This is a genomic window from Marivirga sp. (genome assembly GCF_024636815.1).
Classification (GTDB): Bacteria; Bacteroidota; Bacteroidia; order Cytophagales; family Cyclobacteriaceae; genus Marivirga.
In genome coordinates, this window is sequence record NZ_JAGXGF010000101.1 from 27934 (window position 1) to 53756 (window position 25823).

A 25823-nucleotide genomic window follows, 5' to 3' on the forward strand; every position below is an offset into this window, starting at 1 on the left:
GAGTTTTACAATGGGGCTAAATAAAATTTAGAAGGAAGAAGTTTTTTTTAATTCTTCATTTTTCTTTTAAGCAACTGGGCATTTAAAGCCACTATAATTGTACTTAAACTCATTAATCCAGCACCAACCGCTGGGCTCAGAATAATTCCTGCAAAAGCCAAAGCACCGGCTGCCATAGGAATAGCCACAATATTGTAACCTGCTGCCCAAAATAGATTTTGCATCATTTTTTGATAGGTTGACTTCCCAAATTCTAAAAGATGCACGATGTCCATTGGATTGCTATTAACCAAAATAATATCAGCGGTTTCTGCTGCTACATCGGTTCCTGATCCAATTGCAATCCCTACATCTGCTTTGGCTAAGGCAGGTGCGTCATTTACTCCATCGCCTGTCATCGCCACTACCTCACCTTTATTTTGTAAATCATCAATGATTTTTTGCTTGTCTTCCGGGAGCACTTCAGCATAATAATCATCTAAGCCTAATTCTTTACTAACTGATTTAGCAACTTCTTCATTGTCACCGGTAGCCATAATCACTTTCAGGCCGTTTTCTTTTAATATTTTAACCGCCTCATAAGATTCGTCTCTAATTTCGTCAGCAAGAGAAATATACCCTATCAAATCTTTATCTTTGAGAATATAAACTATTGTTTCTGCTTTTTCATTTTTAGTATCATTCGGTAATTCAATGTTATTTTCTTCTAAGTAACCAGGGCTTACAATCTTGATTAAATCCCCTTTAACTTTTGCTTGAATTCCTTCTCCTGTCAGATTTTCGAAATCAGAAATTTCCGCAAAATCTAATCCCTGATCTTCATGCTTTTGCAAAATCCCTGTTGCAATCGGGTGTTCAGATTCTTTTTCCAGCGATGCCGCTATTTTAAGAATATCATCATCTTTATATTCCTTTGAAGTACTCTTAATCTGATTTACTACGAAATTTCCTTTAGTGAGCGTTCCTGTTTTATCAAAAATAATGGTAGTGATTTTGCGAGCATTTTCAAAAGCAGTTCTATTTCTAATTAATAAGCCATTTTGAGCAGAAACAGAGGTTGAAATTGCCACTACCAAGGGCATAGCTAAACCTAGAGCATGCGGACAAGCAATGATCATAACCGTCACCATTCTTTCCAGCGCATAGTCAAATTCTTTTCCTTGCCACAGCCAAACACCTAATGTGGTGAAACCAGAAAAAAGGGCAATATAAAATAGCCAAGCAGCCGCTTTATTAGCCAGGTTTTGAGTTTTGGATTTAGTCTCTTGAGCGGATTTCACCATATCCACTACCTTATTCAAATAAGAGCCTTCACTATCTTCTTTAATTTTGAATTGAATGGAGGAAGAGCCATTTACAGAACCTCCAATTACTTCATCGCCTTCCTTTTTACTCACAGGCTTGGATTCGCCCGTAATCATGGATTCATTGATATCACTTTTGCCTTTTTCAATTATTCCATCAGCAGGGATTTTCTCGCCAGGTTTAACCAGCACCAAATCTCCTGCTTCCAATTCAAATATTTTCACTTCATGGGTATCTCCATTTTCATCTAATTTTAAAGCGGTAGAAGGAAGTAATTTAGCTAGTTCCTCCACAGCGCCTGAGGCGCCCATTATTGATTTCATTTCGATCCAATGTCCCAGAAGCATAATGGCAATTAAGCTGGCTAACTCCCAGAAAAAGATTTTGCCTTCAAGGCCGAAAACGACTGCTGAACTGTAAAAATATGCCACACTGATGGCCAGTGCAATTAAAGTCATCATGCCAGGTTTGCGATCTGAAATTTCATCTTTTAGCCCTTTTAGAAAAGGAAACCCGCAATAGAAGAAGACTATAGTGGATAAAGCAAATTGAACGTAGCGGTCATACTGGAAGCGTAATTCATACCCCAATAATTCCTGAATCATAGGTGCTAAGACCATGATAGGAATTGTGATAATGATAGAAATCCAGAACCGCTTTTTGAAATCTTTAATCATCTGAGCATGATGTTCGTGATGGTCATGTTCATGCTCATGTCCTTCGTGTTCGTCATGATTGTGGTTTTCTTGCGAATGTTGATGTGTTGAAGACATTGATAAAAAAGTGTTAATTAAAAGATTATATAAAAGTAACCTATACTATAAATGGAATTAATTTAATAATGTTTCAAAGCATATGTTTTATTGGATGACATATCATTTCAATTACGTTAATTTATGAATAATTGCAAATTAGCCTGTCATTATTGCAGGTTTCCGACTATATGGCGTAAGAATTTATCATGCTGAGTTTCTATTGAAATTAATTTGAATTCCATCATGTTATAGGTGTAAACACCTGATTATTAACTTATTAAGTGTAAAATTAATTTGAAATATTACTAATATTTCATGAAATGAAGGTTTAGATGCACAATGCTTGCATAGACTGCAGTACATTTAGAATTAATTCTTTATATTAAATAAATAAAAATTTACTTATGAAAGTACTTGTTATAGGAGCTGGAAACATGGGATTAGCTTATGCTAAAGCCTTAGTAAAATCTGAATTTTTGTCAAATCATAATTTAATGATTTCAGATACCAGTCCTGAAAAAACAGAGGAGTTAAAGAAAATTAGTCGTTTTGATGTTTTTACTAATTTAGCAGATTGTCTCCCAAAAGCAGATATTATTTTTATTGCAGTAAAACCATTTCATTCGGATGAATTATTTGCAGAGCTTAAGCCTATGATGTCACCTGATCAAATCGTGATATCTATTATGGCGGGTGTAACTATCCAAAGCATGCAAGATGGTTTGGGAATCACAAAAGTGGTAAGAGCAATGCCAAATCTTCCTGCTCAAGTTGGCAAAGGCTTGACTTCTTTCACTGCCTCAAATGAAGTTTCAAGATTAGAATTATCAACTGTTGAAAATCTTTTAGACACTACTGGTCGTTCAGTAAGGTTAGATACAGAAAATGACATAGACGCCTCAACAGGTATATCAGGTAGTGGTCCTGCTTATGTTTTCTATTTTATGCATTCTATGATGGAGGCAGCCAGGAAAATGGGTTTTTCCGCCCATGATTCGAAAGTATTAGTAGGAACTACTTTCGAAGGTGCTGTGGAATTATTTAATAAATCTGATTTAAGTCCAGAAGGATGGATGAAGAGGGTAGCTTCTAAAGGAGGAACAACGCGTGCTGCTTTAGATTCAATGGAAGATAATAATATAAAGCAATTGATAGAAGATGCAGCCTATGCAGCATTTAATAGAGCGGTTGAACTAGGAAAAGAATCTTAAACTATAGAATTGTGAAAACACATAGCAAAAGAGTAGTAGTGAAAATTGGAACTAATGTGATGACCAATAAGGATAATCGCATTGTGGTTCCTATTTTGAAGAGGATTGTAGATCAAGTAGCACGTCTTTATGAAGAGGATGTGATGACTGTCATCATTTCTTCAGGATCTGTAATTGCAGGAAAAGAAGTGCTGGACGATAATAAAATTGATAATATAGATAATGCCGCTCAACGTAGACAAGTTTATTCTGCTGTTGGGCAACCAAGAATGATGCGTCATTATTATAGTATTTTCCACGATTATGGAATGAGATGTGCACAAGTCTTGGCAACCAAAAGAGATTTCGACTTCGGTAGGCATCGGGATAATATGATAAACTGTTATGAAGGTTTATTAAATCAAGGAATTATTCCAATTGCAAATGAAGATGATGCAGTTTCGCTTTCTATGTCCATGTTTTCTGATAATGATGAATTGGCAAGTTTAGTGGCTGAATTGATTAATGCTGACACTCTAATCTTGTTGACAGATACGGATGGAATTTTTGACGGGCATCCTGATCATGATGATTCAAATGTTATTAGTAGCGTAACAACGGAGCAAGAAGTGGAACAATTTATTCAGGAATCCGATAAAAAAGAAGGAGAAGGTCGTGGAGGAATGGAATCCAAGATCAATGTAGCCAAGGGTGCCGCATCAAAGGATATCGTTACTTATATCGCTAACGGTAAACGTGAGAATGTTATTATTGACATTGTTCATGGAGAAGATGTTGGTACTAGAATCTACAAAGAGGAAGAAGATTAATTTAGTATTTCACCCTCTCGAAAATTTATTTTGAACTAAAATTTATACGCTTTTATGAAGCTTTTAAATACAGAACTTAAAAATGCAGTTTTACAATCGATGATTGATAATCTTGATAAAAATCGGGATGCTATCATTGCTGCAAATAAAAAAGATTTAGATGCGTTTGACAGAGATGATCAGGCGCTTTATGATCGTTTAATAGTTGATTCAGCTAAGGTTGATGATATGATCAGAGCGGTACGAGAAGTGAAAGATCAAAATGATCCTGTTGGAACTGTAATAAGTGAAGATACCTTAGAAAATGGACTGCACATTACCAATAAAGCAGCACCATTCGGTACCATTATGATCATTTATGAGTCTCGTCCTGATGTTACCATTGAGGCTGCTGTTTTAGCATTTAAAGCTAATAACAAAATATTATTGAAGGGTGGTAAAGAAGCCCATAATAGTAATGAGGAGTTGGTAAAATGTTGGCATCAATCATTAAAAGAAAATGGATTGGAAGATAACTGGATTCAGTATCTGAAAATGGATAGACCAACTACGCAGGAATTCTTAAGAAATCCTGACCAGCCATTAGATTTGATTGTGCCAAGAGGAGGTGAAAGATTAATTGATTTCGTGAAACAGCATGCAAAATGTGCAGTTTTAGTAAGTGGTAGAGGCAATAATTTCGCGTATGTGGCTCCTGATGCTGATATGGAAAAAGTTATTCCTGTAATTATCAATGCTAAAACTGACAAAATTTCTGCCTGTAATGCATTGGACAAGATATTAGTAGATAAAGACCATCCTAAATTTGAGGAAACGCTTAAGACTATTGAAAAGGCACTTAGTGAAAATGGGGTTCAAGTTGTAGCTAGTGATCAAGTAATCGATCATTTAGAGACCAATGATAAGATTGACAGTGAAGATATTTGGTACGAAGAGTTCTTATCTATGAAAGCTGCTATTACTTCAGTGAGTGGTCTGGATAACGCTATCGAATTTATCAATAAATATTCTGGTGGTCATTCAAATATTATCCTCACTGAAACTCAAGATGATGCGGTGAAATTCATGGAGCAAATAGACAGTGCAGCTGTTTATCACAATGCCTCAACTCGCTTCACTGATGGTGGTGCAATGGGAGTGGGTGCTGAGTTAGCAATTAGTACGGATAAATTACACCACAGAGGTCCATTAGGCTTGAAGCAATTAGTTACGAATAAATACTATGTTCTGGGAAATGGACAGGTAAGAAAATAATAGTACGCTTAGTATAATTAAAAAAGCTTGCCAACTGGCAAGCTTTTTTTTGTTAAAATAGTTTTATCTCCAAATATTATAAGCTAGCTGCAATCCTAATCGTAATTTCAAGATACCGCCAGTTTGTAATTCACTGATCTCACCACCTTTGTTAAAAGTTTTATCAGGCAGCACATTATTATTGTACATTTCAGAAAACTCATAAATATGTCTATATCCTAAACCGGCAAAAAGGGTGATGTAGAAGGGATCATAATCATATATCTTCCCCATTTTAATATTAAGTCCAGGAACAATTCTATCAACTCCGGAATCAAAAAATTTATAATATTCGCAATCTCCAAATTCATCATTACAGCTATAACCACCAATTCTTTCAGCATTGAAACTAGTCCAATAAAACTGGGGTTCTATATCTATAAATGTTTTAGAATTAGCAGGGTAATTATTATCAATGTTTAAGAAAAAGCGATAATAAAAATAAGCTTTAACACCATAAACATCCTTATACCAATTTTCTTCAATTCGTTGAGTTAGCCCTTCTAAATTATAGATATATCCAAATTCTGCGCCAATTGCACTTTTTGGGCCAATATCTTTCATTAAGCCAATATCCAATGAATTATAAGTTTCAAAAGAAGAACTTAATGAGATATAAGTAAGAAAAATCGGTTCAAATTCAGTTTTTTCATCTCCATTTTCAAATGCATTATTCTGTGCTAATCCAATTGAAGTTATGCATGTTAGAATAATAAGTGATAAAAATTTACTCATTTGCCTGTGCACTCAGGATTTGACTTAATTCTTTTAAATTGTAAGGGTCATTATAATCATACTGAAATATCCCGTTTTTACCCGTTATAATTAATTCCTTTCTGCCATAATTTGTAATAACATCATAACTTGGAATGCTATCATAATGAGAAATGAGTTCTGGATTTGCTCTGTCTTTGATATTAAAAACTTTAAATCCAAAGTCACCCTCGCAAACAAACAAGACAGTATCACTCACAGATAATCCATGAGGGTTCTGCATTGGAATGGTATTTAGCAATTGTGGATTTCTTAAGTCTGAAACATCCACTATCTCCATTCTATCTTCACCTGTTTGGCAGGTGGTTCCACTTCGTAATGTCACATAAGCAATGCTATTAGTCACCACTACTGGATCGCAAGAAAATGAATGTTCAAAATCAGATAAATAATTAGGAACTGGCCCGTTTTCTACAGAATATATCTTCATTCCCCATTGGGTACCTAAGAATAAATAGTTTTCATATGGGAAGATGGTTTCTACACCCATTCCCACATTTTCAGTTCCAAGTAAACTTGGATTCTCAGGATTGCTGATGTCAAAGGTTTTTAAAGTGCTTTCATCAACTATATACAAATAGCCTTTTAGAAAAGTAAATCTGGCCATTGATCCTCCTCTGCCTTCCCCTGAGGCATCAAATTCTGAATCGCCCGAACATGAGGTCATTACTGTTAGGGAGATTGTTATTAATATAAGTGGAAGTAATTTTAAATTTTTCATGACTTAGGATAGTTTTAAATGGAATTAACGGTAACATTTTGGAGATTGAAGAGTAGTAAGTTCCCAACCTACGACTATACCTTTTTCTGGATCCGGACACTCGAAATAAAACCCCTGCTGTTGAGGATATTGCATTCCAAATGGAAATACACCCTTCACTCGAGAAGCAAGTTTTACATTTTCAGGATTGCTAATGTCAATTGCCAGTAAATCGGTAGCTTGATCCGCATACAAAATATTGTCTCTTACTGCTACATCATTACTTCCAGTGATTTGTATAAATCCTATGTTTTGAGGATTTTCAGGGTTTTCATTATCAAATACATGAATTCCTTTTAATATATCCACTAAAAGCAGATAATCATTAATCACATAAATTTTACCTGGGTCCTCAATTTCTCTTGCAGACAAAGTTTTAATTGCAATTTCGCTTTCTGTAGCGTAGATTGGTCTATAACCTTCTACTTCTTCAACATCAAAATTTGGAGCTGTATCCCAAAGTTCGCATGATGTTAAGCTTATTAAAATTAAGCTCAGAGTCAATAGTTTAAGTATGGGTGTTTTCATTATTTTATGGAATTTAAAAGTTCGATTTAATGACACATGTAGGATAAGATTGGTTGGAATCACTTTCTAATCAGAATAAAAATAATATATTTTATCAATAGTAATTAATTCAAGATAAATATAGAGAATTTGAATATTACTTTTTCAAATATTTATAGCATCTTAGCAAGATAGAAATTTAATATGATTAATAAACATTCATTTTTTTTAATACTATTATTGCTTTTTTGTTTTTGCTTTAGTTCAATTTCTCAAAGAAAAGGAAATACAAAAGATAGTACAGAAGTTAGAAGGCTAAATAACTTGTTCAAAATACAATACAAAAGCAAGCCTGCTGAAAGTTTTGAGTACGCGAATACTGCACTAGAAATTTCTAAAAGAATAAATTTCCTTCAAGGTGAAGCTACAGCTTATAATAATCTGGGGGTCTATTACAAACAAAAAGGTGACTATGATAAGGCACTTCGGAATTATAAGCTAGCCTTTAATCTCTATGATTCTTTGGATCATAAAGAAGGTGTTGGAAAATCTTTAAGCAATATCGGAAATATTTATTCTATCAATCAGGATTTTGAAAGAGCATTGGATTATTACACTGATGCAAAACAAATTTTTGAGGAGTTGAAGGACAGTCCCAAGTTATTGAGAATTTTAAATAATATTGGAAATATTTATTTGGATCAAGGACAAGAATTGGAGGCTGAAAATTATTATCGACAAGTATTACATATTTATGAGCAAAATCCCGAGCAATCTTCATTGTTTGATCCCTACAGCAATATCGGTAAGATTTATTTTAATAGACAAGAGTATGATAGTGCGCTTTATTATTTCAATAAGTCATTAAAGAAAGAAGAGGCATCTGATAATAAATTTGGTGTTTCAGCTGCATTAGTGAAAATTGCCAGGCTTCATAATGCCAGAGGTAGTCATCTTGCTGCTAAAAATGCAGCTTTAGATGCTGTTGATATAGCAAGCGATATTTATGCCAAGCCCATCTTACTGGATGCTTATAGCACCCTTGCGGAGGTTTATCTTCATTTAGAAGACTTGGAAAATTCCTATGTCTACATGAATCAATATCATATTATGAATGATAGTTTATTCAATGAGAAATCTCGTAGGGCAATAGCTGAGCTAGAAAAAAGCATAGAATTAGAGCAAAAAGAAAAAGAGATAGCACTTTTGAAAAAGGAATCTGAAATTAAAAACTTACAATATCAAAATAGTCGACTTTACACTTTTGGGTCTGTAGCTTTTTCGGTTTTATTACTTGCTTTAGCTATTATATCCTTTCTGAAATTTAAGCAAAATAGAAAAGCAAAAGCTCTTTTGGAATTTCAAAATCAACAGATTTTAAAAAGTAAACAGGCGATTGAGATACAAAAAATGAAACTCGAAAGCTGGAATCAGAATATTACGGATTCCATTGAATATGCAAAAAGTATTCAGGAAGGGATCATGAATAAAAATAATTTTAAAGAGAATATTCCCTCCTCTTTCGTTTTTTATAAACCTAAAGATATTGTCAGTGGTGATTTTTATTGGTATTCTCGTCAAACAGGATGTGATATTTTAGCTTTAATAGATTGTACAGGGCACGGTGTGGCAGGAGCATTTATGACGGTTATAGCGAATGCCACTATGAATCAAATTGTGAACGAAGAGCAAGAAACTGAACCTCATAGAATCCTTGCCAAGTTAGATGTTAAGGTAATGGAAATCCTTAAGCAAAAGGAAATCACCACTAGTAGCCACAGCATGGATGTCGCTTTGTGTAAAATAGATTATGAAAATAAATTAGTTACTTTTTCAGGAGCTAAAAGGCCACTTTATTTGGTGGAGAATAATAAATTAAAAGAGTTTAAAGGCAATAATTTCACAGTAGGGGAGTATTTCAATAGTCCCGATAAAAAGTTTACTTTTCAAGAGATTGACATAGAAGAAAATCAAACATTCTTTTTAAGTTCAGATGGTTTTGCCGACCAATTTGGAATCAATACTCAGAAAAAATATTTAAGAAAAAGGTTCAAGTCATTACTTGAAAACATATCAAATAAAAGCTTACCAGAACAACAGAAAAGCCTTGAATTGGAAATGAAAAGATGGCAAGGCGAAATGGAGCAAACCGATGATATGTTGGTGATTGGGTTTAGGGTTTAATTTTCTAAAAAAAAAGGCTAAAGAGGGTACTCTTGATTAATACCTCTAAATCTCTAGACCAAAAAAATTTGCTCATTGGTGAGCGCGAGGGAGGACAAAACAGCGGGCCAGAGTTGGGTTTTGGGCAGAAGCCAGCCAGAGGCTGGTCAGCCTCTGGCTGACATTAAACTTTCTTGATTTTTCCCAAAGGAATGCCTCTGGCGTTGTTTCTTTTTGATCAAACAAAAAGAAAAGAAAGAAACTGCAAAATATAATTTGGATTTTATTTCTATCAAAAATGTCAAAAACCTCAAATTTCACTAAAATGATTAAATTCAGGAGTTTATTCAATGATTTTATTTTGAATAAAGCGCCTTAAAAGCGTTTAAGTCCTGTTTTTAATACTTTATTATTTATCAAGAGAGCCCTAAAGAAATGAAAGCTAATTAAAAACTCTCATCCCACTCTAATTTCCCTTGAGAAACGCCCATTAAATTGCATAGACGGAATAAAATTCTGGCACCTACGTTTCCGTTCCAATCGGTATTTTCGCCCGGAGCCACTTCATTCAAATCAAAACCAATGATTTTCTTACCGTTTTTAACCAACCTAGTCAATAAATAAATGATTTCAGAATAGCTAATACCGCCTGGTACTGGCGTACCGGTATTCGGGCATAGTTCAGGTCTCAAGCCATCTATGTCAAAGGTGATATACACTTCATTTGGCAGTTCTTTGATGATTCTATCACAGATGATAGTCCAGGATTCGCCTTCGAACATGCCCACTTTTATATCATCATCATAAAAAACACTTACTCTTTCGCCTTGCTTTTCAGCAAATTTAATTTCCTCTTCACAAAAATCTCGAATCCCTACCTGAACCATTTTTTCGATTTGCGGAATAGTTTGCAACATATTATAGGAGATAGAAGCATGAGAATATTCGAAGTTTTCATAAGCTTTTCTGAAATCCATATGTGCGTCAATTTGGAGCACTCCAAAAGATTCGTGTTTAGTAGCTATAGCTTGAACTGCACCCAAAGGGGTACTATGGTCACCACCCACTAATCCCAAAAGCTTATGTTTATCCAGTTGCTTTAGAGATTCGGATTTTACCCATTCTACCATTTCAGCACAAACAGAATTAACCTTTTTTAAAAGATTTTTACCTTGTTCCGTTTTTTCTTCTCCAGATTCCAATAAGCCAATGTATTCCTCCGCCATTATTCGGTGCTTATTACTTTTCGTTAATAAGTCTTGATTGATTGGGAGCATCTGAATACCCATTTTCCAGGCAGCAATAATATCTTTTTGATATAAATCTACTTGAGAGGAGGCTTCTAAAATATGTTGAGGTCCTTGAGCTGTGCCGGCTTCATAGGAAACGGTCACTTCCCAGGGAACTGGAATTAAAATTAAATCTGCCGTTTTTTCATCAAAAGGTAACGCAAAAATATTATCTGTTTTGCCTATTCCATTTGGGTCAAAGGCATTTATTATTTCCTGTTTCTTAGTCATAAATAATTATTGAATTTCTTCTGGTCTAATATATTCTATTAAATCACAATTTTTTTCCGATACCTCCGACCAAGAGGAATAAGGAATTTGTATATGTACGATTCCGGCAGGTTCAACATAGCCAATTTCAGCACCCGTAATATATTCAGAAATATAGGTGATAGAAGGATTATGGCAAATAATAATAGCAGAACGCATTTCTGCCGGAATTTCCGATATCACGCGCAACATAATGCGTGCGGATGCCTCATAAATATCTTCTGAAGCTTCAATATGATCAGCTTTAACACCCAGTTGCTCGTTTATTCTATTCATCGTATCAGTTGTTCTTTGCGCGATGCTATGCAACATAATGTCAGGGTGAAACTCTTTTTGTTTCAAATACATGCCCACTTTGGAGGCATCCTGCAAACCCTTTGCTGTTAATTGGCGTTCCACATCTTTTAAGCCGGCATTTGGTTCTTCTGCCTCGCCATGGCGAATTAAATAAAGGTCTTTAAGCATTTGATTGATTAACTGTTTGTAAGTAAAATTAGGATTATTCATTAAACTATCTCAATAAACGAGTAAAAACCTAAATTCTTTTTTTCTAAAAAAAAATAATGATATTTGAATTTCAATTTAAAATAAGCCAGTAGATATGTCGAAAAATTTAGTGATAGTGGAGTCACCCGCCAAAGCCAAAACTATTGAAGGTTACTTAGGAAAGGATTATAAAGTGCTTTCTAGTTATGGCCATGTTCGGGATTTGCCAAAAGGAAACAATGCAATCGACATTGAAAATGGGTTTAAACCTACTTACGAAATCTCTAAGGATAAGAAGGAGGTCATTAAGGCTTTGATAAAAGAAGCAAAATTAGCTGAAATGATCTACCTCGCGACTGATGATGACCGCGAGGGAGAAGCTATTTCATGGCATTTGAAAGAAGCTTTAAATTTAGATGATGCTAGAACCAAAAGAATCGTTTTTAGGGAAATTACAAAATCAGCCATTCAAAATGCGATTAATTCCCCTAAAGGAATTGATATAGATTTAGTAAATGCACAGCAAGCCAGAAGAATTTTAGATAGATTAGTGGGTTTTGAACTTTCGCCTATTCTATGGAAAAAAATCAAAACTGGACTTTCAGCTGGTCGGGTTCAATCGGTGGCGGTAAGAATAGTAGTGGAGAGAGAACGAGAGATTGAAAAGTTTAAAGCTGAATCTTTTTATAAAATACAAGCCTTCTTTAATGTGGAAGGAAAAGAATTAAAAGCCGAACTTCCGGGTAGATTCAAAACCGAAAAAGAGGCCATGGCATTTTTGGAAAAATGTCTGGATGCTGAGTTTTCAATAGGAAAGCTAGAGAAAAAGCCGGCTAAAAAAACACCAGCTCCGCCATTTACTACTTCTACTTTACAGCAGGAAGCTTCCAGAAAATTAGGTTTTTCTGTTTCTCAAACGATGACTTTAGCCCAGAGACTTTATGAGTCAGGTAAGATTTCTTATATGAGAACGGATTCCCTGAATTTATCTGATGAAGCTAAAGATGGTGCAGCTAGAGAGATTAAGTCAGAATACGGTGCAGATTATGCACATACCAGAACTTTCAAAACAAAATCAGCTGGAGCACAGGAAGCTCACGAAGCAATTCGTCCAACAAATTTTGCTACAAAGGAGGCAAGCAGTGATTACAACGAACAAAGGCTTTATGATTTAATCTGGAAGAGAGCAATTGCATCACAAATGTCTGATGCACAAATTGAGAAGACCAATGTGAGCATTGATATTTCAAATACTGATCAAACTTTAAGTGCAAGTGGTGAGGTTGTAAAATTTGAAGGGTTTTTAAAAGTTTATATTGAATCTACAGATGAGGATGAAGAAGGAGAAGGCAATGTAACGAAAGGCATGTTACCTCCATTGCAAGTAGGACAAACTTTGGACTTGAAAAGAATGCAATCTAGAGAAGGCTTCACCAGACCGCCTGCTCGCTATAATGAAGCAACTTTAGTAAAGAAATTAGAAGAGTTGGGAATTGGACGACCTTCTACCTACGCGCCAACTATTTCTACTGTTCAGAAAAGAGGCTATGTCAACAAAGAATTTCGTGATGGAAAAGATCGGAAATATGTTGAGATGGTGTTGGAGAACGGAAAAATAAATCGTTCAGAAAAAACTGAAATAACCGGAGCGGAGAAAAATAAATTATATCCAAGTAATTTGGCCATGGTGGTAAATGATTTCTTGGTAGAGCATTTTCCAAATGTTACAGATTATAACTTCACTGCTAAAGTAGAGCAGGAATTTGATGAAATTGCCAAAGGTGAAAAGATCTGGAATAACATGATCAAGAAGTTTTATGGTGAGTTCCATCAAAAAGTTGACGATGCTGAAAGCATTGAAAGGAAAGATGTTAATACTGGTCGTGAATTAGGAGTTGATCCTAAAACAGGTAAGAAGGTAATTGTTCGATTAGGAAAATACGGTCCTTTAGTACAATTAGGAGAAACACCAGATACTGAAGATGAGGAGGCAGAGAAACCAAAATTTGCTAGTTTAAGAAAGGGGCAATTTATAGAAAACATCACACTTGAAGATGCTATGGAATTGTTCAAATTGCCTCGTGAATTAGGCGATTATGAAGGTCAAAAAATGGTGGCGGCTATTGGGCGTTTTGGTCCTTATGTTCGTCATGATGGTAAGTTTGTTAGCATCCCGAAAGGGGAGGATCCTTTGGACATCACAGCAGATAGAGCCATTGAGTTAATAGAAGAAAAACGAAAGGCTGATAGAGAAAAATTTATCAAAAGTTTCGATGAAGATCCTGAAGTTCAGGTTTTAAATGGTAGATGGGGTCCGTACATTAAGTTTGGTAAAAAGAATGTAAAAATCCCTAAAGATAAAGAGCCTGTTGATTTAACTTATCAGGAATGTGTTGAGTTAGCTGAAAAAACTCCCGATAAAAAAGGAGGAAGAAAAGCTGCCCCAAAGAAGAAAGCAACTAAGAAGAAAAAATAGCATCAAAAAAGCCCTTTAAAATATTTGAAGGGCTTTTTTATTCAGTACTGATTCTTAAAGTTGAACATCTTTATAATCATCATACTTATTGAAAACATGCTGAACATATGAACAGTCGGCTTTTATCTTAAAGTTTTCATTTCTGGCTTTTTTAGCTAAATAATCTAATAATTTTCTACCAACGCTTTGACCTTTCAATTCCTCTAATACTTCAGTATGCTTTACATTTAAGATATGTTCACTTTCTCTAGTGAATTGCATTTCTGCTTTAGGATTATTTTCCTCTCCAACAAAAAGCTTTCCGGTCTGTTGTTTTTCTTTTAATTCTATTTTCATCTTAGCTGTATTTAGCTTGCAAACTAATGATTATATGGCTAAAGACAAGGTGATTTCAAGTTTAGCCTTAGCTTTGCAATTTTAAAACACACTAGTCAGAATGAACAAAGGTATTCTTTACATGATCATTGCAGGATTTCTGTTTGCAACAATGAACGTTTTCGTAAAAATGTTGCCAAATATTCCTGCGATTGAAATTGTGTTTTTCAGATCTCTCATTTCCTTTCTGATGAGTTTTGTCTATCTTAAATCCATAGGAGTTCCTGTAATGGGGAATAATAAAAAGCTATTGATTGCCAGAGGTGCAGTAGGTGCAGTTGCTTTAACCATGTATTTCTATACGTTGCAAAATATACCTTTGGGTAGTGCTGTAACCATGCAATTCCTTTCTCCAATTTTCACTTCCATTTTAGGTGTTTTTATAGTGAAAGAAAAAGTACACCCTAAACAATGGATTTTTTATATAATGGCTTTTGCCGGTTTAATTATTATACAAGGATTTGATCCAAGGATTTCTTTACAAATGTTTGCCATCGGTATCGGCTCTTCCATAATGGCAGGTTTGGCCTACAATATAATACGGAAAATCAATAAAACGGAACACCCTATGGTTATCGTTTTTTATTTTCCTTTAGTCACTACTCCACTTACTGGGCTTTATTCAGCCTTCAATTGGACTATGCCTATTGGGGAGGAGTGGTTGATTTTATTAGCAATTGGAGTATTAACTCAATTTGCCCAATATTTCATGACCATGTCTTATCAGGCAGAAGATTTATCAAAAGTGGCTAGCTTAAAATATTTAACCATTGTTTATGCTCTTGGATATGGATATGTTTTCTTTGATGAAACCTATAATTGGATAGTCTTTTCCGGAATTGCTTTAATTTTGGCGGGAGTGATATTGAATGTTTGGTTCAAAAGTAAGATTGGGAAAGTATAATTACTGGTTTTTCAGGTCTTTTTCTCGAACAAATAGGGCATATCATCGAATTGATTAGATTTTGATTGTTCCTTACCAAGGTTTTTCACAATTTATGGAAAATTTAATAACTGGCTTCAGATAAGTTTGTTATATCTTTAGAATTAGTAATTCATGTTATAGTGAATATTGAATGAATATTAATAAAGAAAATATCTCTTTGGAAAAGGAAAACCTCTTATTGAAGAATGAATTAGAGGCGTATAGGAAAAAGCTTGCGCAGTATCAATATGCAGCTGCAGGTGCTAATGAAGGTTTATGGGATAGAAACCTAATTACCGAAGAGGTTTTTATTTCGCCCCCATGGATTACCATGCTGGGGTATAAACAAGAAGAAATCCAAGAGCATTTCGGCTTGTGGGAAAATTTGTTGCATCCACAAGATAAGGAAGATGCTACAAATGCTTTAAAAGAATTTATTGAAGGGAAACAAGAAGAATATAACATTCAATTTAGGTTAAAGCATAAAGCAGGGCATTATATCTGGGTGCAATCTACTGCTAAACTAACTTTTGATGAAAATAATAGACCTATAAGGGTTTCAGGATCTCATAGAGATATTACAGAGAAAAAAAATAGTGAAGAATTCATAAAATCTAGTGAGGAAAAGTATAAACACTTTTTCCAAAACTCTCTGATAGGTATCATGAGAGTTCGAAAATCAGATTTAGAGATAATAGAAATTAATCAAAAAGGGTTAAATATTTTAGCCCTAACTGAAAAGCAATGTCATATGAAAATGACGGATCCTTTTAAAGAGGATGAAGATATTAAAAGGTTTTTAGAGCAGCTGACCGATAAGGAATCAATAGAAGAATTTGAAACTAAATTTGAAAGATGGGATGAATCTGAAACCTGGGTTTCCATTTCAGCTTTAGAAATAGAAACTGACGATACCATATATTATGACATAATCTTCAGAGACATCAGTGAGTTTAAGGAAAACTTGGTAGAGCTTCAAAGATTAAATTTTGAATTAGATAACTTCGTTTATCATGCTTCCCACGATATTCGTTCTCCATTGCGCTCTTTAATGGGTTTAATAGAAATAATAAAAACGGAAACGCGTCCAGCAGAAATTCGGAAAATTATTGAAATGATTATTGGCAGTATTAATAGGCTTGATAAATTTGTTGTGGATTTATTGGCGATGTCAAGAGATAATAGACTGGAAGAGCCTGATGCAGTACCCATTAATTTTTTGATTGAAGTAAATAATAGTATCACCAATTTCCATCATGTTTATACTACCAAAAACCTTGAAATTAGAACTAAAATAATTCAATGGTATCCATTTTATTCTGATTTAACTAAAATCCGTATTATTCTAAATAATTTAATATCAAATTCTATTAAGTATAGAACATATATAGGAGTTGAATTTTCTTATATAAATATTGATATTGAAACTTCAGCTGAAGAAGCAAAAATTATTATCGAAGATAATGGTGAAGGTATCCCTAAGGATAAATTAGAAAAGATATTTGATATGTTTTATCGAGCTTCTGAGAATAGTGAAGGAAGCGGACTTGGGATGTATATTGTTAAAAATGTAATTAAGAAATTAAATGCAACGATAGACGTTCAATCAAAAGAAGGAGAGGGGACTAAGTTTATCATTAATGTTCCGAATAGATACAAAATAAAAAAGACAAATAAATAAAGGATTTCATGTCAGTTCATAAAAAAGCTATCAAAAAAATAACTACTCATCAATTGCAGGAAATGAAAAACCGTGGGGAAAAAATCTCTATGCTTACGGCTTATGATTTTTCCATGGCAAAATTGGTGGATGCATCAGGAGTTGATGTTATTTTAGTAGGAGATTCCGCTTCAAATGTGATGGCTGGACATGAAACCACTTTACCAATTACACTTGATCAGATGATTTACCATGCTTCTGCTGTAGTAAGAGCCGTTGAGAGGGCTTTGGTTATAGTAGATATTCCTTTTGGTTCATATCAAGGAAATTCATCTGAAGCTTTGCGTTCTTCAATTCGAATCATGAAAGAATCAGGTGGACATGCCGTAAAAATGGAAGGTGGAGCTGAGATTCAAGAATCTGTTAAAAGGATTTTGAGTGCTGGAATTCCTGTTATGGGACATTTAGGCTTAACTCCTCAATCTATTTATAAATTCGGAACCTACACTGTTAGGGCAAAGGAAGAAGAAGAGGCAGAAAAATTAATTGAGGATGCTAAAATATTGGAAGAATGTGGCTGCTTTAGCATTGTTTTAGAGAAAATACCTGCTCAATTAGCTAAAAGAGTGGCTGAGGAAGTTAATATTCCAATCATTGGAATCGGTGCAGGACCTTACGTTGATGGACAAGTTTTAGTATTACATGATTTATTAGGTATAACCACTGAATTTAAGCCTAGATTTCTACGCCAATACGCCAGGTTAGATACCATCATTACAGAAGCTATAGGTAAGTATGTTGGAGATGTGAAGAATGTGGATTTTCCTAATGAGGATGAGATGTATTAGTGTTTTTAGAGCTTAAAATCATTAGTATTTTATATACCTTCAATTTGGGTAATTTGAAGGCACATAATCTGGTTCAAATTGTTGTATTTTCATATTAACCACTGAATATAATTCCATATTAACTACTGAAATAGATTAGAACGTCCCCGACCTATGGGTACGGGGCTGGCTATCCCTGCGCAGGCAGGAATCTTGTTTTATTGAAACGAAGTTTCAATATTCTATATTCAGACCACAATATGTTGACGGATATAAGTTCTGTACCCAAAACCAATTCTTTATATTTTAACCAAAGGTTAAAATTATTAGATTCCTGCCTTCTCAGGAATGACACACAGAATGAAATGATTAGATTTTTTTAATATTCTATTATGAATAACGATGCTGTTCTAATGGCTGATGGTAAACCAACTAATCTCATATAGTAACTATCAATCCCTAAAAACCCTTTTCAAAGAAACATATACTACTCCAATAGCTAATAAAACCGTTCCTCCAGCTATTACAAATTCCATAATTTTTTGCTTAAAAACATTTTGTTGTTAATAATGTTTAGTGCTACCTAAAGAATGCTTAAGGAAATAATTTTATCTACTCCTACTTTTATTTAATTTCACATTGTGAATTTGGAACAAGGCTTCCAAATGACCGTTACTTATTGATGTTTATTAAAATTTAAATCAAATACATTATAACCATGTCTAAGACTGCAAGGATTTTATATACCAAAACAGATGAAGCTCCGGCTTTAGCAACCTATTCTTTTCTACCCATCATAAAAGCATTTACCGATTCAGCTGGTGTAGCTGTTGAAACACGAGATATTTCTCTAGCTGGACGTATTATTTCTCAATTCCCAGAGAGGTTAAAGCCAGAACAACAAATTAATGATGATTTAGCTGAGCTGGGTGAAATTGCTAAAACCCCTGAAGCTAATATTGTAAAATTACCAAATATCAGTGCATCAATTCCTCAATTAAAAGATGCAATCAGAGAATTACAATCATTAGGTTATGATTTGCCAGATTATCCTGATGAGCCTGAAAATGATAACGAAAAGAAAGTAAAAGCTAAATATGATAATATAAAAGGGAGTGCCGTAAACCCGGTTTTAAGAGAAGGGAATTCTGATAGACGTGCGCCAAAAGCTGTAAAAGAATTTGCACAAAAGCACCCGCACAGTATGGGTGAATGGAGTAAAGATTCTAAAACCCATGTTGCCAGCATGAGCGAAGGAGATTTTTACGGAAGTGAAAAATCAATCACATTACCAGCTGCAACTGAGGTTAAAATTGAATTGAAAACAAAATCCGGAGATGTTAAAGATCTGAAAAGTGGATTAAAACTTCAAGAAGGTGAAGTTATTGATGCTGCAGTGATGAGTGCTTCTGCTTTACGCACATTTTTAAAAGAGCAAAAAGAAGAAGCGAAAAAGGCAGGTGTTTTATTTTCAATTCATTTGAAAGCTACCATGATGAAGGTTTCTGATCCCATCATTTTTGGTCATGCTGTGAAAGCTTTCTTTGAACCAGTTTTTGAAAAACATCAGGCAACCTTAGATGAAGCTGGGGTAGATGTTAATAACGGATTAGCCTCTCTGCTTTCTCAAATAGAAGATTTACCAGAGGATAAAAGAAAAGAAATCGAAGCCGATATTGAAGCTTGCTACAATGATGGACCAGATCTGGCTATGGTAAATTCTGATAAAGGGATCACTAATTTGCATGTCCCAAGTGATGTGATTATTGATGCTTCCATGCCTGCCATGATTAGAACTTCAGGGCAGATGTGGAATAAAGACAATAAAACGCAAGATACAAAAGCCATTATTCCAGATAGAAGTTATGCTGGAGTTTATCAAGAAACAATAGAATTCTGTAAGCAAAATGGCGCTTTAAATCCTGCTACCATGGGAAGCGTTTCCAATGTTGGATTGATGGCACAAAAAGCCGAGGAATATGGGTCTCATGATAAAACTTTTGAAATTCCTGAAGCTGGAACTGTTGAAGTTACGGATGCAAGCGGTAATGTTTTATTCAGTCATGAAGTAGAGCAAGGTGATATATGGAGAATGTGTCAGGTGAAAGATGCACCAATCAAAGACTGGGTTAAACTTGGCGTAAATAGAGCTAAAGACACAGGAAACCCAGCTGTTTTCTGGTTGGATAGCAATCGCTCACACGATACTGAATTGATCAAAAAGGTCAAAGAATATTTAAAAGATCATGATACTAATGGTTTGGATATCAGGATTATGAATCCTGTGGAGGCTACTCGTTTCTCATTTGAGAGAATTGTAGAAGGAAAAGATACAATCTCTGTTACTGGTAATGTATTAAGAGATTATTTAACTGATCTTTTCCCAATTCTAGAAGTGGGGACAAGTGCAAAAATGTTGTCTATCGTACCATTAATGAATGGTGGTGGATTATTTGAAACTGGTGCTGGTGGATCTGCTCCAAAGCATGTTCAACAGTTCATGGAAGAAGGTCACTTAAGATGGGATTCTTTAGGGGAATTTTTAGCATTAGCAGTTTCTCTAGATCATTTAGGAAAAACTTTTGGAAATGAAAGAGCAATAATTTTAGGTGCTGCTTTGGATAATGCGACATCAAAATTTTTGGATGAAAATAAATCTCCATCTAGAAAAGTAAATGAAATTGATAACAGAGGAAGTCACTTTTATTTAGCTATGTATTGGGCTGAAGCTTTGGCAAATCAAGATAAGGATGCTGATTTGAAAAAGATTTTTAGTAGAGCAGCTGAAAATATGAGTTTAAAGGAAGCAGTAATAAATGAAGAACTGATATCAGCACAAGGTAATGCTGTTGATATGGGAGGTTATTATAAGCCTGACGAAAGTATTTTAGAGAAGCAAATGCGACCTAGTAATACTTTAAATGAGATTTTAGAATCTATTAAGAGTTAAATTCAAATTTTTCTATAATATTTAAAAACCATCGATCGGAAGATCGATGGTTTTTTGGTTTTAAAACAAAAAATCAGCTAATTTTGGAAATATTATTTCTTTGAATATTATAAGTTTATATAGTTGAAATTTTTTAAGTATAAAGACAAAAGGCAAGCGAAATCACAATTTGGAAAACCGAAGAACCAAACCTTTCTTTTTAGCTGGATATCAGAATATTATCTAAAAGCCACAAAACCCGATTCTTCACATCAATTATCTGGTAAAGTTTGCAATGATATGGATTTTGAGGAGCTTTTTATGTTTTTGGATAGATGCAATTCTAAAGTTGGTCAGCAGTATCTCTATCATCAATTAAGATCATTTAATGATGAAAATGACATTAGTGAGGAGGATGAAAAGTTAATTCATAAAATTAATAAGGATGAGCAGTTCAGATCATTTTTAGAAAAGCAATTATCAAAACTCGATCAAACGGAAGCATTTTATATTGCTAAATTGTTTCAAGATAAACCCATCGAAGCACCAAAGTGGTATTGGATTCTTCCTTTTTTATCCATTACGTCCTTAATTTGTGTACTTAGCCTATTATATAGTACTGCAATGGTTTTTGTAGTCCCTGTTTTGATTATCATTAATATGGGTGTCCACTATAGAAATAAGAACAATCTAGACCATTATATTTCTTCATTATAAGAACTTTTAAAATTACATTCCTTAGCTAAAAGCCTTAATGACTATGATTCTGATATTTTCAGAGATAAGGAATTTAAGAAGTCCATAAATGCCATCGAGAATGTGAAAAAGCACTTCTATTTATTTCAAATCGAAAATAAAGCACAAAGTGATGTTACTAATTTATTTTGGGGAAGTTTGGAAATTATCAAAATCATTTTGGTTTTGGAACCCATTATGTTCTTTAAGGCGCTAAATAAAATTAAAACCCATCAAAAATATATTGAGAATTTATTTAATTCTATTGGTAGAATTGATATGCTTTATTCCATTAGTTCATTGCGGAAAGGAATACAGAATTATTGTACACCACATTTTTCTAGACCTGAAGAGGGTATTAAGGCTACAGCAATTTATCACCCATTAATTGAAAATTGTGTTGAGAATAATATTGACACTTCTGGCAAATCAATTTTATTAACAGGTTCCAATATGTCTGGAAAAACTACTTTTATTCGAACAGTAGGAGTTAATGTCATTACTGCAATGGCACTGAATACTTCTTTTGCCGAGGCTTTTCAATTACCTAAAATGCGATTGATGTCAGCTATCAGAATTAGTGATGATTTAATGAATGAAAAAAGTTATTATTTTGAAGAGGTATCAACTATAAAAGAAATGACATCTTGTTCTGAGAACAATTACTTTCATTTATTCCTTCTAGATGAAATATTTAAAGGAACCAATACGATAGAAAGAATTGCAGCAGGGAAAGCCGTATTATCTTATTTGACCAGTAATAATAATTTGGTTTTTGTATCCACTCATGATATCGAACTTGCAGATTTATTAAAGGATGAATATGATTTATATCATTTTAGTGAGCTTATAAATGAAGAAAAAGTAGACTTCGATTATAAGTTGAAAGAAGGGAAGCTCAAAACTAGAAATGCCATTAGAATATTAGACATAAATCAATATCCTAGAGCAGTTGTTAAGGAGGCAAAAATGCTATCTGAAAAATTAGATTTTAAAAAGCCTCACCAATAAATAAATAAAATCCTGGGCCTTCCTGAGTTAACGCTACATCAAAACGAGTATAAATATCTTTTTTAGGGAATAGTAAGAATCTAATTCCTGCTCCTCCTGAAACTACTATATCAGACAAATCAAAACTGCGTAATTCTGGAAATACTTTTCCTGCACCTGCAAAAACTACTGCTCCGATTCGATCAGTGAAATTAAAAGGTATAGGTAAAAATCGATATTCAAATTGGGCAGCTAACTGATTTTGGTCTCTGTATCTACCATAATAATAGCCTCTCATTATACTTTCCCCGCCCATTAGCGCTAATTGGTTAAACGGAACCTCTCCTGAATTAAATTGACCTAATATTTGCGCAGCAAAGACATTGTTTGCTCCAACAGGTCGGTAAATTCTTGTGTCTGATATCACAGTGGTAAAATCGTATGTACTGCCCCATGCTTGATTATAATGAAGTAAAGCTAGTTCTGAGAAAAATCCTTTTCTTACATTTAAAACATTGTGTCGATTGTCATGAACTAAACCTAGCCCGAAACCTAAGTTTGTTGATCCTTGACTTCCCAAAGGTAAATCTTGAATTCCATTTGAGCCTTCAGCTGGAATAAAATCCACTGAGCTTAGGCGTTGGAAATCCATTTCCAACCCAACAAACAAATCTTTTTTAAGCTTACGTAAAACCCTTTCTTTGATAAAGATTTGATTAGCATCTACTCGTGCTATATAATCTTCTGGAGTTTGGTTTCCTATACCATGATAAAACAATGGAAAACTTTGAAAACGAATCCGTCCTAAGAAAAACCAATTATCCTCATCAGAATAGATGGCATGATCAAACCACAGACCATACTGATTTTCTAAGGTGAAAAAGGTAAATCCATTCACCTCGCTTAAGCGGTTAGAGGTATCCTGTTTGGCATAAAATACTAGCAATGAGCTTAAGCCAAATTCCCAGCTTGTTTCAGGAGCATAAGCTACTGTGGGATAAATCAAAAATTGAGGTTTTGATATGTCACTTGTATCATTGATTATATTATTAAGGTATCTTTTGACAAAATTTTGAGAGTAGGAGGAGTGACCACAAACTAGAAACAGGGCTAGTATAAATACTTTCAGTTTTACAGGCATAGTTTTCTTCACAATTTATTTTTATAGAACTCTCTAAAGAACGGTATTCGTCCTTTTAGTTGTTAATTTTTCTTGATTTTTTTCAAAAAAATAGCCCTCGATATAATCGAAGGCTAAGAATAAAATGTTTTTAACCATATTTATTATTTTGTTCTCATATGAAGATCTCTTTGTGGAAAAGGGATTTCAATGTTTTCTTTTACAAATTCATTATTGATAGCTTCCATATTATCCCAATAAACTGGCCATAAATTATCAGTAGCAGTCCACACTCTAACACTTAAATCTAGTGAACTATCTCCAAAATTGGTGAATTTTACGACTGGGGCAGGGTCGTCAAGAATTCTCTCATCTCGTGACACTACATCCAATATGATTTCTCTGACCTTACTAATATCAGATCCATAAGCTACACCCACTTTCAATTCTGCTCTTCGGGTATCTTTTAATGTGGTATTCGTGACATTTGAGTTGGCTAATCCTCCATTTGGCATCACAATCACTTGATTATCAAAAGTTCTGACATAGGTATGGAGAATGTCAATTTTCTCAACCACTCCGAAATAGCTCTGAGCTTCGATTATATCATCTACTCTGAATGGTTTTGTTACTAAAATTAATATACCACCTGCAAAGTTGGATAAGCTGCCCTGTAGGGCCAAACCTATCGCTAAACCAGCGGCACCTAACACTCCTAGAATAGCAGCAATTTTTATATCAATGCTTTGAGCAATAACTAATACTAAGGCAATATAAAATACAAATCTAAAAAATGAACCCAAGAAAGAAACAAGGGAAACATCTAGTTCAGATTTTTTGAAGGCTTTATCTATGCCTTTCATGAGATAACCAATAGTAATTCTACCTACAATAAATATGAGAATTACTTTTATTAATGCGATTCCTATTTCAATAGCATAAGAATAAATTTTATCTAATAATTCCGGATCTAATTGTTCAAACATGTTTTTATGGTTTGGTAAGTTTTAGTTTAAATGTATTGACATACATTATTTTATCGGATTAAACCATTTATGGTTTCATTTGTTTTATATAAGCATCTACCCCACTTTCTAAACTAGTAAAATCATTAAGGTAACCAATTGATTTTAATTTCTCCATTTTTGCTTCTGTAAAATACTGATATTTATCACGGATATCTTCTGGGGTATCAATAAAGCTGATGTTTTCATTTTTATTCATGGATTTGAAAACTGCTTTTACTAAATCCAAAAAAGTACGGGCTTTTCCGCTACCCAGATTGTATATACCTGAATTTTTTCGGTGATGCATCAACCAAATCATTACCTGAACCACATCATCTACAAAAACGAAATCTCTCATTTGTTCTCCATCCTTAAATTCAGGATTATGAGAACGGAACAATTTCATTTTTCCCGTTTCCGAAATTTGCTTGTAAGCGTGAAGAATCACGCTTGCCATTCTCCCTTTATGATATTCACCGGGCCCATAAACATTAAAAAACTTTAATCCAGCCCAATAAAATGGTTTCTTTTCGTGTTTAAGCGCCCATTTATCAAACTCATTTTTGGATATGCCATACGGGTTAAGAGGTTTTAAATCAGGTATTTTACTTTCGTCATCATCATAACCTAATTCACCCAAGCCATATGTTGCAGCAGAACTGGCATAAATTAAAGGAATTTGCATGTCAATGCATCTCTTCCATACTTCTTTAGTGTATTCAGTATTGAGTTTAGTTAATAGTTCGGTATCGAATTCAGTGGTATCTGTTCTGGCACCTAAATGAAATATAAATTCAATTTCTTTTTCATTTTGCTTCCCAAGCCATTCAAAAAACACTTCTCTTTCAACTTTTTCTTGAATTTTTAAGCCTTCCAGATTTTTATTTTTTTCAGGCTTATCAAATTTATCAACCGCAATAATGTGGTTAAAACCATCAGTATTAAGTTTTTTGATAAGATTTGATGCAATAAATCCAGCGGCTCCGGTAACTATTATCATGAGATGTATGTTTTTATATTAAGCTCTTTAAGCAAAACTATTTATTATAAATGAATAAACGTATATTTGCAGCCTAAAAATTAAGATTGACATGGTTTACGTTAATCGTAAAGAACATTTTAACGCAGCGCATAAGCTTTTTAATCCTAACTGGAGC

At 34.1% G+C, this 25823-nt stretch carries 22 protein-coding genes; 11 read left to right on the forward strand and 11 right to left on the reverse strand.

Annotation, left to right across the window (positions count from 1 at the left end):
* Positions 1 to 47: 47 nt before the first annotated feature.
* On the reverse strand, positions 48 to 2078 hold the full coding sequence (locus tag Q0L29_RS07680) for a copper-translocating P-type ATPase (RefSeq protein WP_296620515.1): 2031 nt from the start codon (positions 2076 to 2078) through the stop codon (positions 48 to 50).
* A 386-nt stretch (positions 2079 to 2464) separates the two neighbouring features.
* On the opposite strand from Q0L29_RS07680, the gene proC reads away from it, so the two are divergent.
* Genes proC through Q0L29_RS07695 form a run of 3 tightly spaced genes read left to right on the forward strand, consistent with a single transcriptional unit; the run spans position 2465 to position 5334 of the window.
* Complete coding sequence (gene proC, locus Q0L29_RS07685; RefSeq protein WP_296620517.1) at positions 2465 to 3271, forward strand: pyrroline-5-carboxylate reductase; 807 nt, start codon at positions 2465 to 2467, stop codon at positions 3269 to 3271.
* Between the two features lie 11 nt (positions 3272 to 3282).
* Positions 3283 to 4080, forward strand: coding sequence for a glutamate 5-kinase (gene proB, locus Q0L29_RS07690; RefSeq protein WP_296620518.1), 798 nt, complete (start codon positions 3283 to 3285; stop codon positions 4078 to 4080).
* 54 nt (positions 4081 to 4134) lie between these two features.
* Positions 4135 to 5334 (forward strand): glutamate-5-semialdehyde dehydrogenase, encoded by a 1200-nt coding sequence (locus Q0L29_RS07695; RefSeq protein ID WP_296620520.1) that lies wholly within the window; start codon positions 4135 to 4137, stop codon positions 5332 to 5334.
* A 63-nt stretch (positions 5335 to 5397) separates the two neighbouring features.
* Here the strand turns inward: Q0L29_RS07695 and Q0L29_RS07700 are convergent, their stop codons facing one another.
* From Q0L29_RS07700 to Q0L29_RS07710, 3 genes are read right to left on the reverse strand one after another with little or no spacing between them, the layout of a single operon-like run.
* A complete protein-coding gene (locus Q0L29_RS07700) occupies positions 5398 to 6108 on the reverse strand; it encodes a hypothetical protein (RefSeq protein ID WP_296620522.1) in 711 nt (236 codons plus the stop codon).
* Positions 6101 to 6868 carry a hypothetical protein gene (locus tag Q0L29_RS07705; protein WP_296620524.1) on the reverse strand — a complete coding sequence of 256 codons (768 nt, stop codon included), beginning with the start codon at positions 6866 to 6868 and terminating at the stop codon, positions 6101 to 6103. Before Q0L29_RS07705 ends, Q0L29_RS07700 begins: the two co-directional genes overlap by 8 nt.
* Positions 6869 to 6892: 24 nt before the next feature.
* Complete coding sequence (locus Q0L29_RS07710; protein WP_296620525.1) at positions 6893 to 7435, reverse strand: hypothetical protein; 543 nt, start codon at positions 7433 to 7435, stop codon at positions 6893 to 6895.
* 303 nt (positions 7436 to 7738) lie between these two features.
* Between Q0L29_RS07710 and Q0L29_RS07715 the strand changes: the two genes are divergently transcribed.
* Positions 7739 to 9598 carry a tetratricopeptide repeat protein gene (locus Q0L29_RS07715; protein ID WP_367275762.1) on the forward strand — a complete coding sequence of 620 codons (1860 nt, stop codon included), beginning with the start codon at positions 7739 to 7741 and terminating at the stop codon, positions 9596 to 9598.
* Positions 9599 to 9670: 72 nt separating this feature from the next.
* On the opposite strand, the gene Q0L29_RS07720 is transcribed toward Q0L29_RS07715, so the two are convergent.
* The 3 genes from Q0L29_RS07720 to Q0L29_RS07730 form a co-directional block, all read right to left on the reverse strand.
* Positions 9671 to 9928, reverse strand: coding sequence for a hypothetical protein (locus tag Q0L29_RS07720; RefSeq protein ID WP_296620529.1), 258 nt, complete (start codon positions 9926 to 9928; stop codon positions 9671 to 9673).
* A gap of 95 nt (positions 9929 to 10023) precedes the next feature.
* Positions 10024 to 11097 (reverse strand): agmatinase family protein, encoded by a 1074-nt coding sequence (locus tag Q0L29_RS07725; protein ID WP_296620531.1) that lies wholly within the window; start codon positions 11095 to 11097, stop codon positions 10024 to 10026.
* A gap of 6 nt (positions 11098 to 11103) precedes the next feature.
* Entirely contained in the window at positions 11104 to 11601 is a 498-nt protein-coding gene (locus tag Q0L29_RS07730; protein WP_296620532.1) for a histidine phosphatase family protein, read from the reverse strand.
* 136 nt (positions 11602 to 11737) lie between these two features.
* Between Q0L29_RS07730 and topA the strand changes: the two genes are divergently transcribed.
* Complete coding sequence (gene topA / locus Q0L29_RS07735) at positions 11738 to 14098, forward strand: type I DNA topoisomerase (RefSeq protein ID WP_296620534.1); 2361 nt, start codon at positions 11738 to 11740, stop codon at positions 14096 to 14098.
* Positions 14099 to 14152: 54 nt separating this feature from the next.
* Here topA and Q0L29_RS07740 read toward each other — a convergent pair whose 3' ends face one another.
* On the reverse strand, positions 14153 to 14434 hold the full coding sequence (locus Q0L29_RS07740) for a GNAT family N-acetyltransferase (RefSeq protein WP_296620535.1): 282 nt from the start codon (positions 14432 to 14434) through the stop codon (positions 14153 to 14155).
* Positions 14435 to 14534: 100 nt separating this feature from the next.
* On the opposite strand from Q0L29_RS07740, the gene Q0L29_RS07745 reads away from it, so the two are divergent.
* From Q0L29_RS07745 to Q0L29_RS07770, 6 genes are all read left to right on the forward strand, one after another.
* Positions 14535 to 15377 carry a DMT family transporter gene (locus tag Q0L29_RS07745; RefSeq protein WP_296620537.1) on the forward strand — a complete coding sequence of 281 codons (843 nt, stop codon included), beginning with the start codon at positions 14535 to 14537 and terminating at the stop codon, positions 15375 to 15377.
* 172 nt (positions 15378 to 15549) lie between these two features.
* A complete protein-coding gene (locus Q0L29_RS07750) occupies positions 15550 to 17079 on the forward strand; it encodes an ATP-binding protein (RefSeq protein ID WP_296620540.1) in 1530 nt (509 codons plus the stop codon).
* 8 nt (positions 17080 to 17087) lie between these two features.
* Entirely contained in the window at positions 17088 to 17906 is an 819-nt protein-coding gene (panB, locus tag Q0L29_RS07755) for a 3-methyl-2-oxobutanoate hydroxymethyltransferase (RefSeq protein ID WP_296620541.1), read from the forward strand.
* A gap of 697 nt (positions 17907 to 18603) precedes the next feature.
* On the forward strand, positions 18604 to 20835 hold the full coding sequence (locus tag Q0L29_RS07760; protein WP_296620543.1) for an NADP-dependent isocitrate dehydrogenase: 2232 nt from the start codon (positions 18604 to 18606) through the stop codon (positions 20833 to 20835).
* Positions 20836 to 20958: 123 nt separating this feature from the next.
* A complete protein-coding gene (locus Q0L29_RS07765) occupies positions 20959 to 21531 on the forward strand; it encodes a hypothetical protein (protein ID WP_296620545.1) in 573 nt (190 codons plus the stop codon).
* A 102-nt stretch (positions 21532 to 21633) separates the two neighbouring features.
* Complete coding sequence (locus Q0L29_RS07770) at positions 21634 to 22560, forward strand: hypothetical protein (RefSeq protein WP_296620546.1); 927 nt, start codon at positions 21634 to 21636, stop codon at positions 22558 to 22560.
* Here Q0L29_RS07770 and Q0L29_RS07775 read toward each other — a convergent pair.
* From Q0L29_RS07775 to rfaD, 3 genes are all read right to left on the reverse strand, one after another.
* Entirely contained in the window at positions 22541 to 23692 is a 1152-nt protein-coding gene (locus Q0L29_RS07775; RefSeq protein WP_296620548.1) for a BamA/TamA family outer membrane protein, read from the reverse strand. The genes Q0L29_RS07770 and Q0L29_RS07775 overlap by 20 nt on opposite strands.
* Before the next feature lie 131 nt (positions 23693 to 23823).
* The gene (locus tag Q0L29_RS07780; protein WP_296620550.1) at positions 23824 to 24645 is read right to left on the reverse strand and encodes a mechanosensitive ion channel domain-containing protein; all 822 of its coding nucleotides are present in this window, start codon (positions 24643 to 24645) and stop codon (positions 23824 to 23826) included.
* Between the two features lie 67 nt (positions 24646 to 24712).
* Positions 24713 to 25666, reverse strand: a complete 954-nt coding sequence (rfaD, locus tag Q0L29_RS07785; protein WP_296620551.1) for an ADP-glyceromanno-heptose 6-epimerase — start codon at positions 25664 to 25666, stop codon at positions 24713 to 24715.
* Positions 25667 to 25823: the final 157 nt, after the last annotated feature.

Coding starts and splice junctions, on each gene's coding strand:
- Q0L29_RS07680 (WP_296620515.1), bottom strand. CDS start 2,078: ATGTCTTCAACACATCAACATTCGCAAGAAAACCACAATCATGACGAA.
- proC (WP_296620517.1), top strand. CDS start 2,465: ATGAAAGTACTTGTTATAGGAGCTGGAAACATGGGATTAGCTTATGCT.
- Q0L29_RS07695 (WP_296620520.1), top strand. CDS start 4,135: ATGAAGCTTTTAAATACAGAACTTAAAAATGCAGTTTTACAATCGATG.
- Q0L29_RS07700 (WP_296620522.1), bottom strand. CDS start 6,108: ATGAGTAAATTTTTATCACTTATTATTCTAACATGCATAACTTCAATT.
- Q0L29_RS07705 (WP_296620524.1), bottom strand. CDS start 6,868: ATGAAAAATTTAAAATTACTTCCACTTATATTAATAACAATCTCCCTA.
- Q0L29_RS07710 (WP_296620525.1), bottom strand. CDS start 7,435: ATGAAAACACCCATACTTAAACTATTGACTCTGAGCTTAATTTTAATA.
- Q0L29_RS07725 (WP_296620531.1), bottom strand. CDS start 11,097: ATGACTAAGAAACAGGAAATAATAAATGCCTTTGACCCAAATGGAATA.
- Q0L29_RS07730 (WP_296620532.1), bottom strand. CDS start 11,601: ATGCTTAAAGACCTTTATTTAATTCGCCATGGCGAGGCAGAAGAACCA.
- topA (WP_296620534.1), top strand. CDS start 11,738: ATGTCGAAAAATTTAGTGATAGTGGAGTCACCCGCCAAAGCCAAAACT.
- Q0L29_RS07740 (WP_296620535.1), bottom strand. CDS start 14,434: ATGAAAATAGAATTAAAAGAAAAACAACAGACCGGAAAGCTTTTTGTT.
- Q0L29_RS07745 (WP_296620537.1), top strand. CDS start 14,535: ATGAACAAAGGTATTCTTTACATGATCATTGCAGGATTTCTGTTTGCA.
- Q0L29_RS07750 (WP_296620540.1), top strand. CDS start 15,550: ATGAATATTAATAAAGAAAATATCTCTTTGGAAAAGGAAAACCTCTTA.
- panB (WP_296620541.1), top strand. CDS start 17,088: ATGTCAGTTCATAAAAAAGCTATCAAAAAAATAACTACTCATCAATTG.
- Q0L29_RS07760 (WP_296620543.1), top strand. CDS start 18,604: ATGTCTAAGACTGCAAGGATTTTATATACCAAAACAGATGAAGCTCCG.
- Q0L29_RS07780 (WP_296620550.1), bottom strand. CDS start 24,645: ATGTTTGAACAATTAGATCCGGAATTATTAGATAAAATTTATTCTTAT.
- rfaD (WP_296620551.1), bottom strand. CDS start 25,666: ATGATAATAGTTACCGGAGCCGCTGGATTTATTGCATCAAATCTTATC.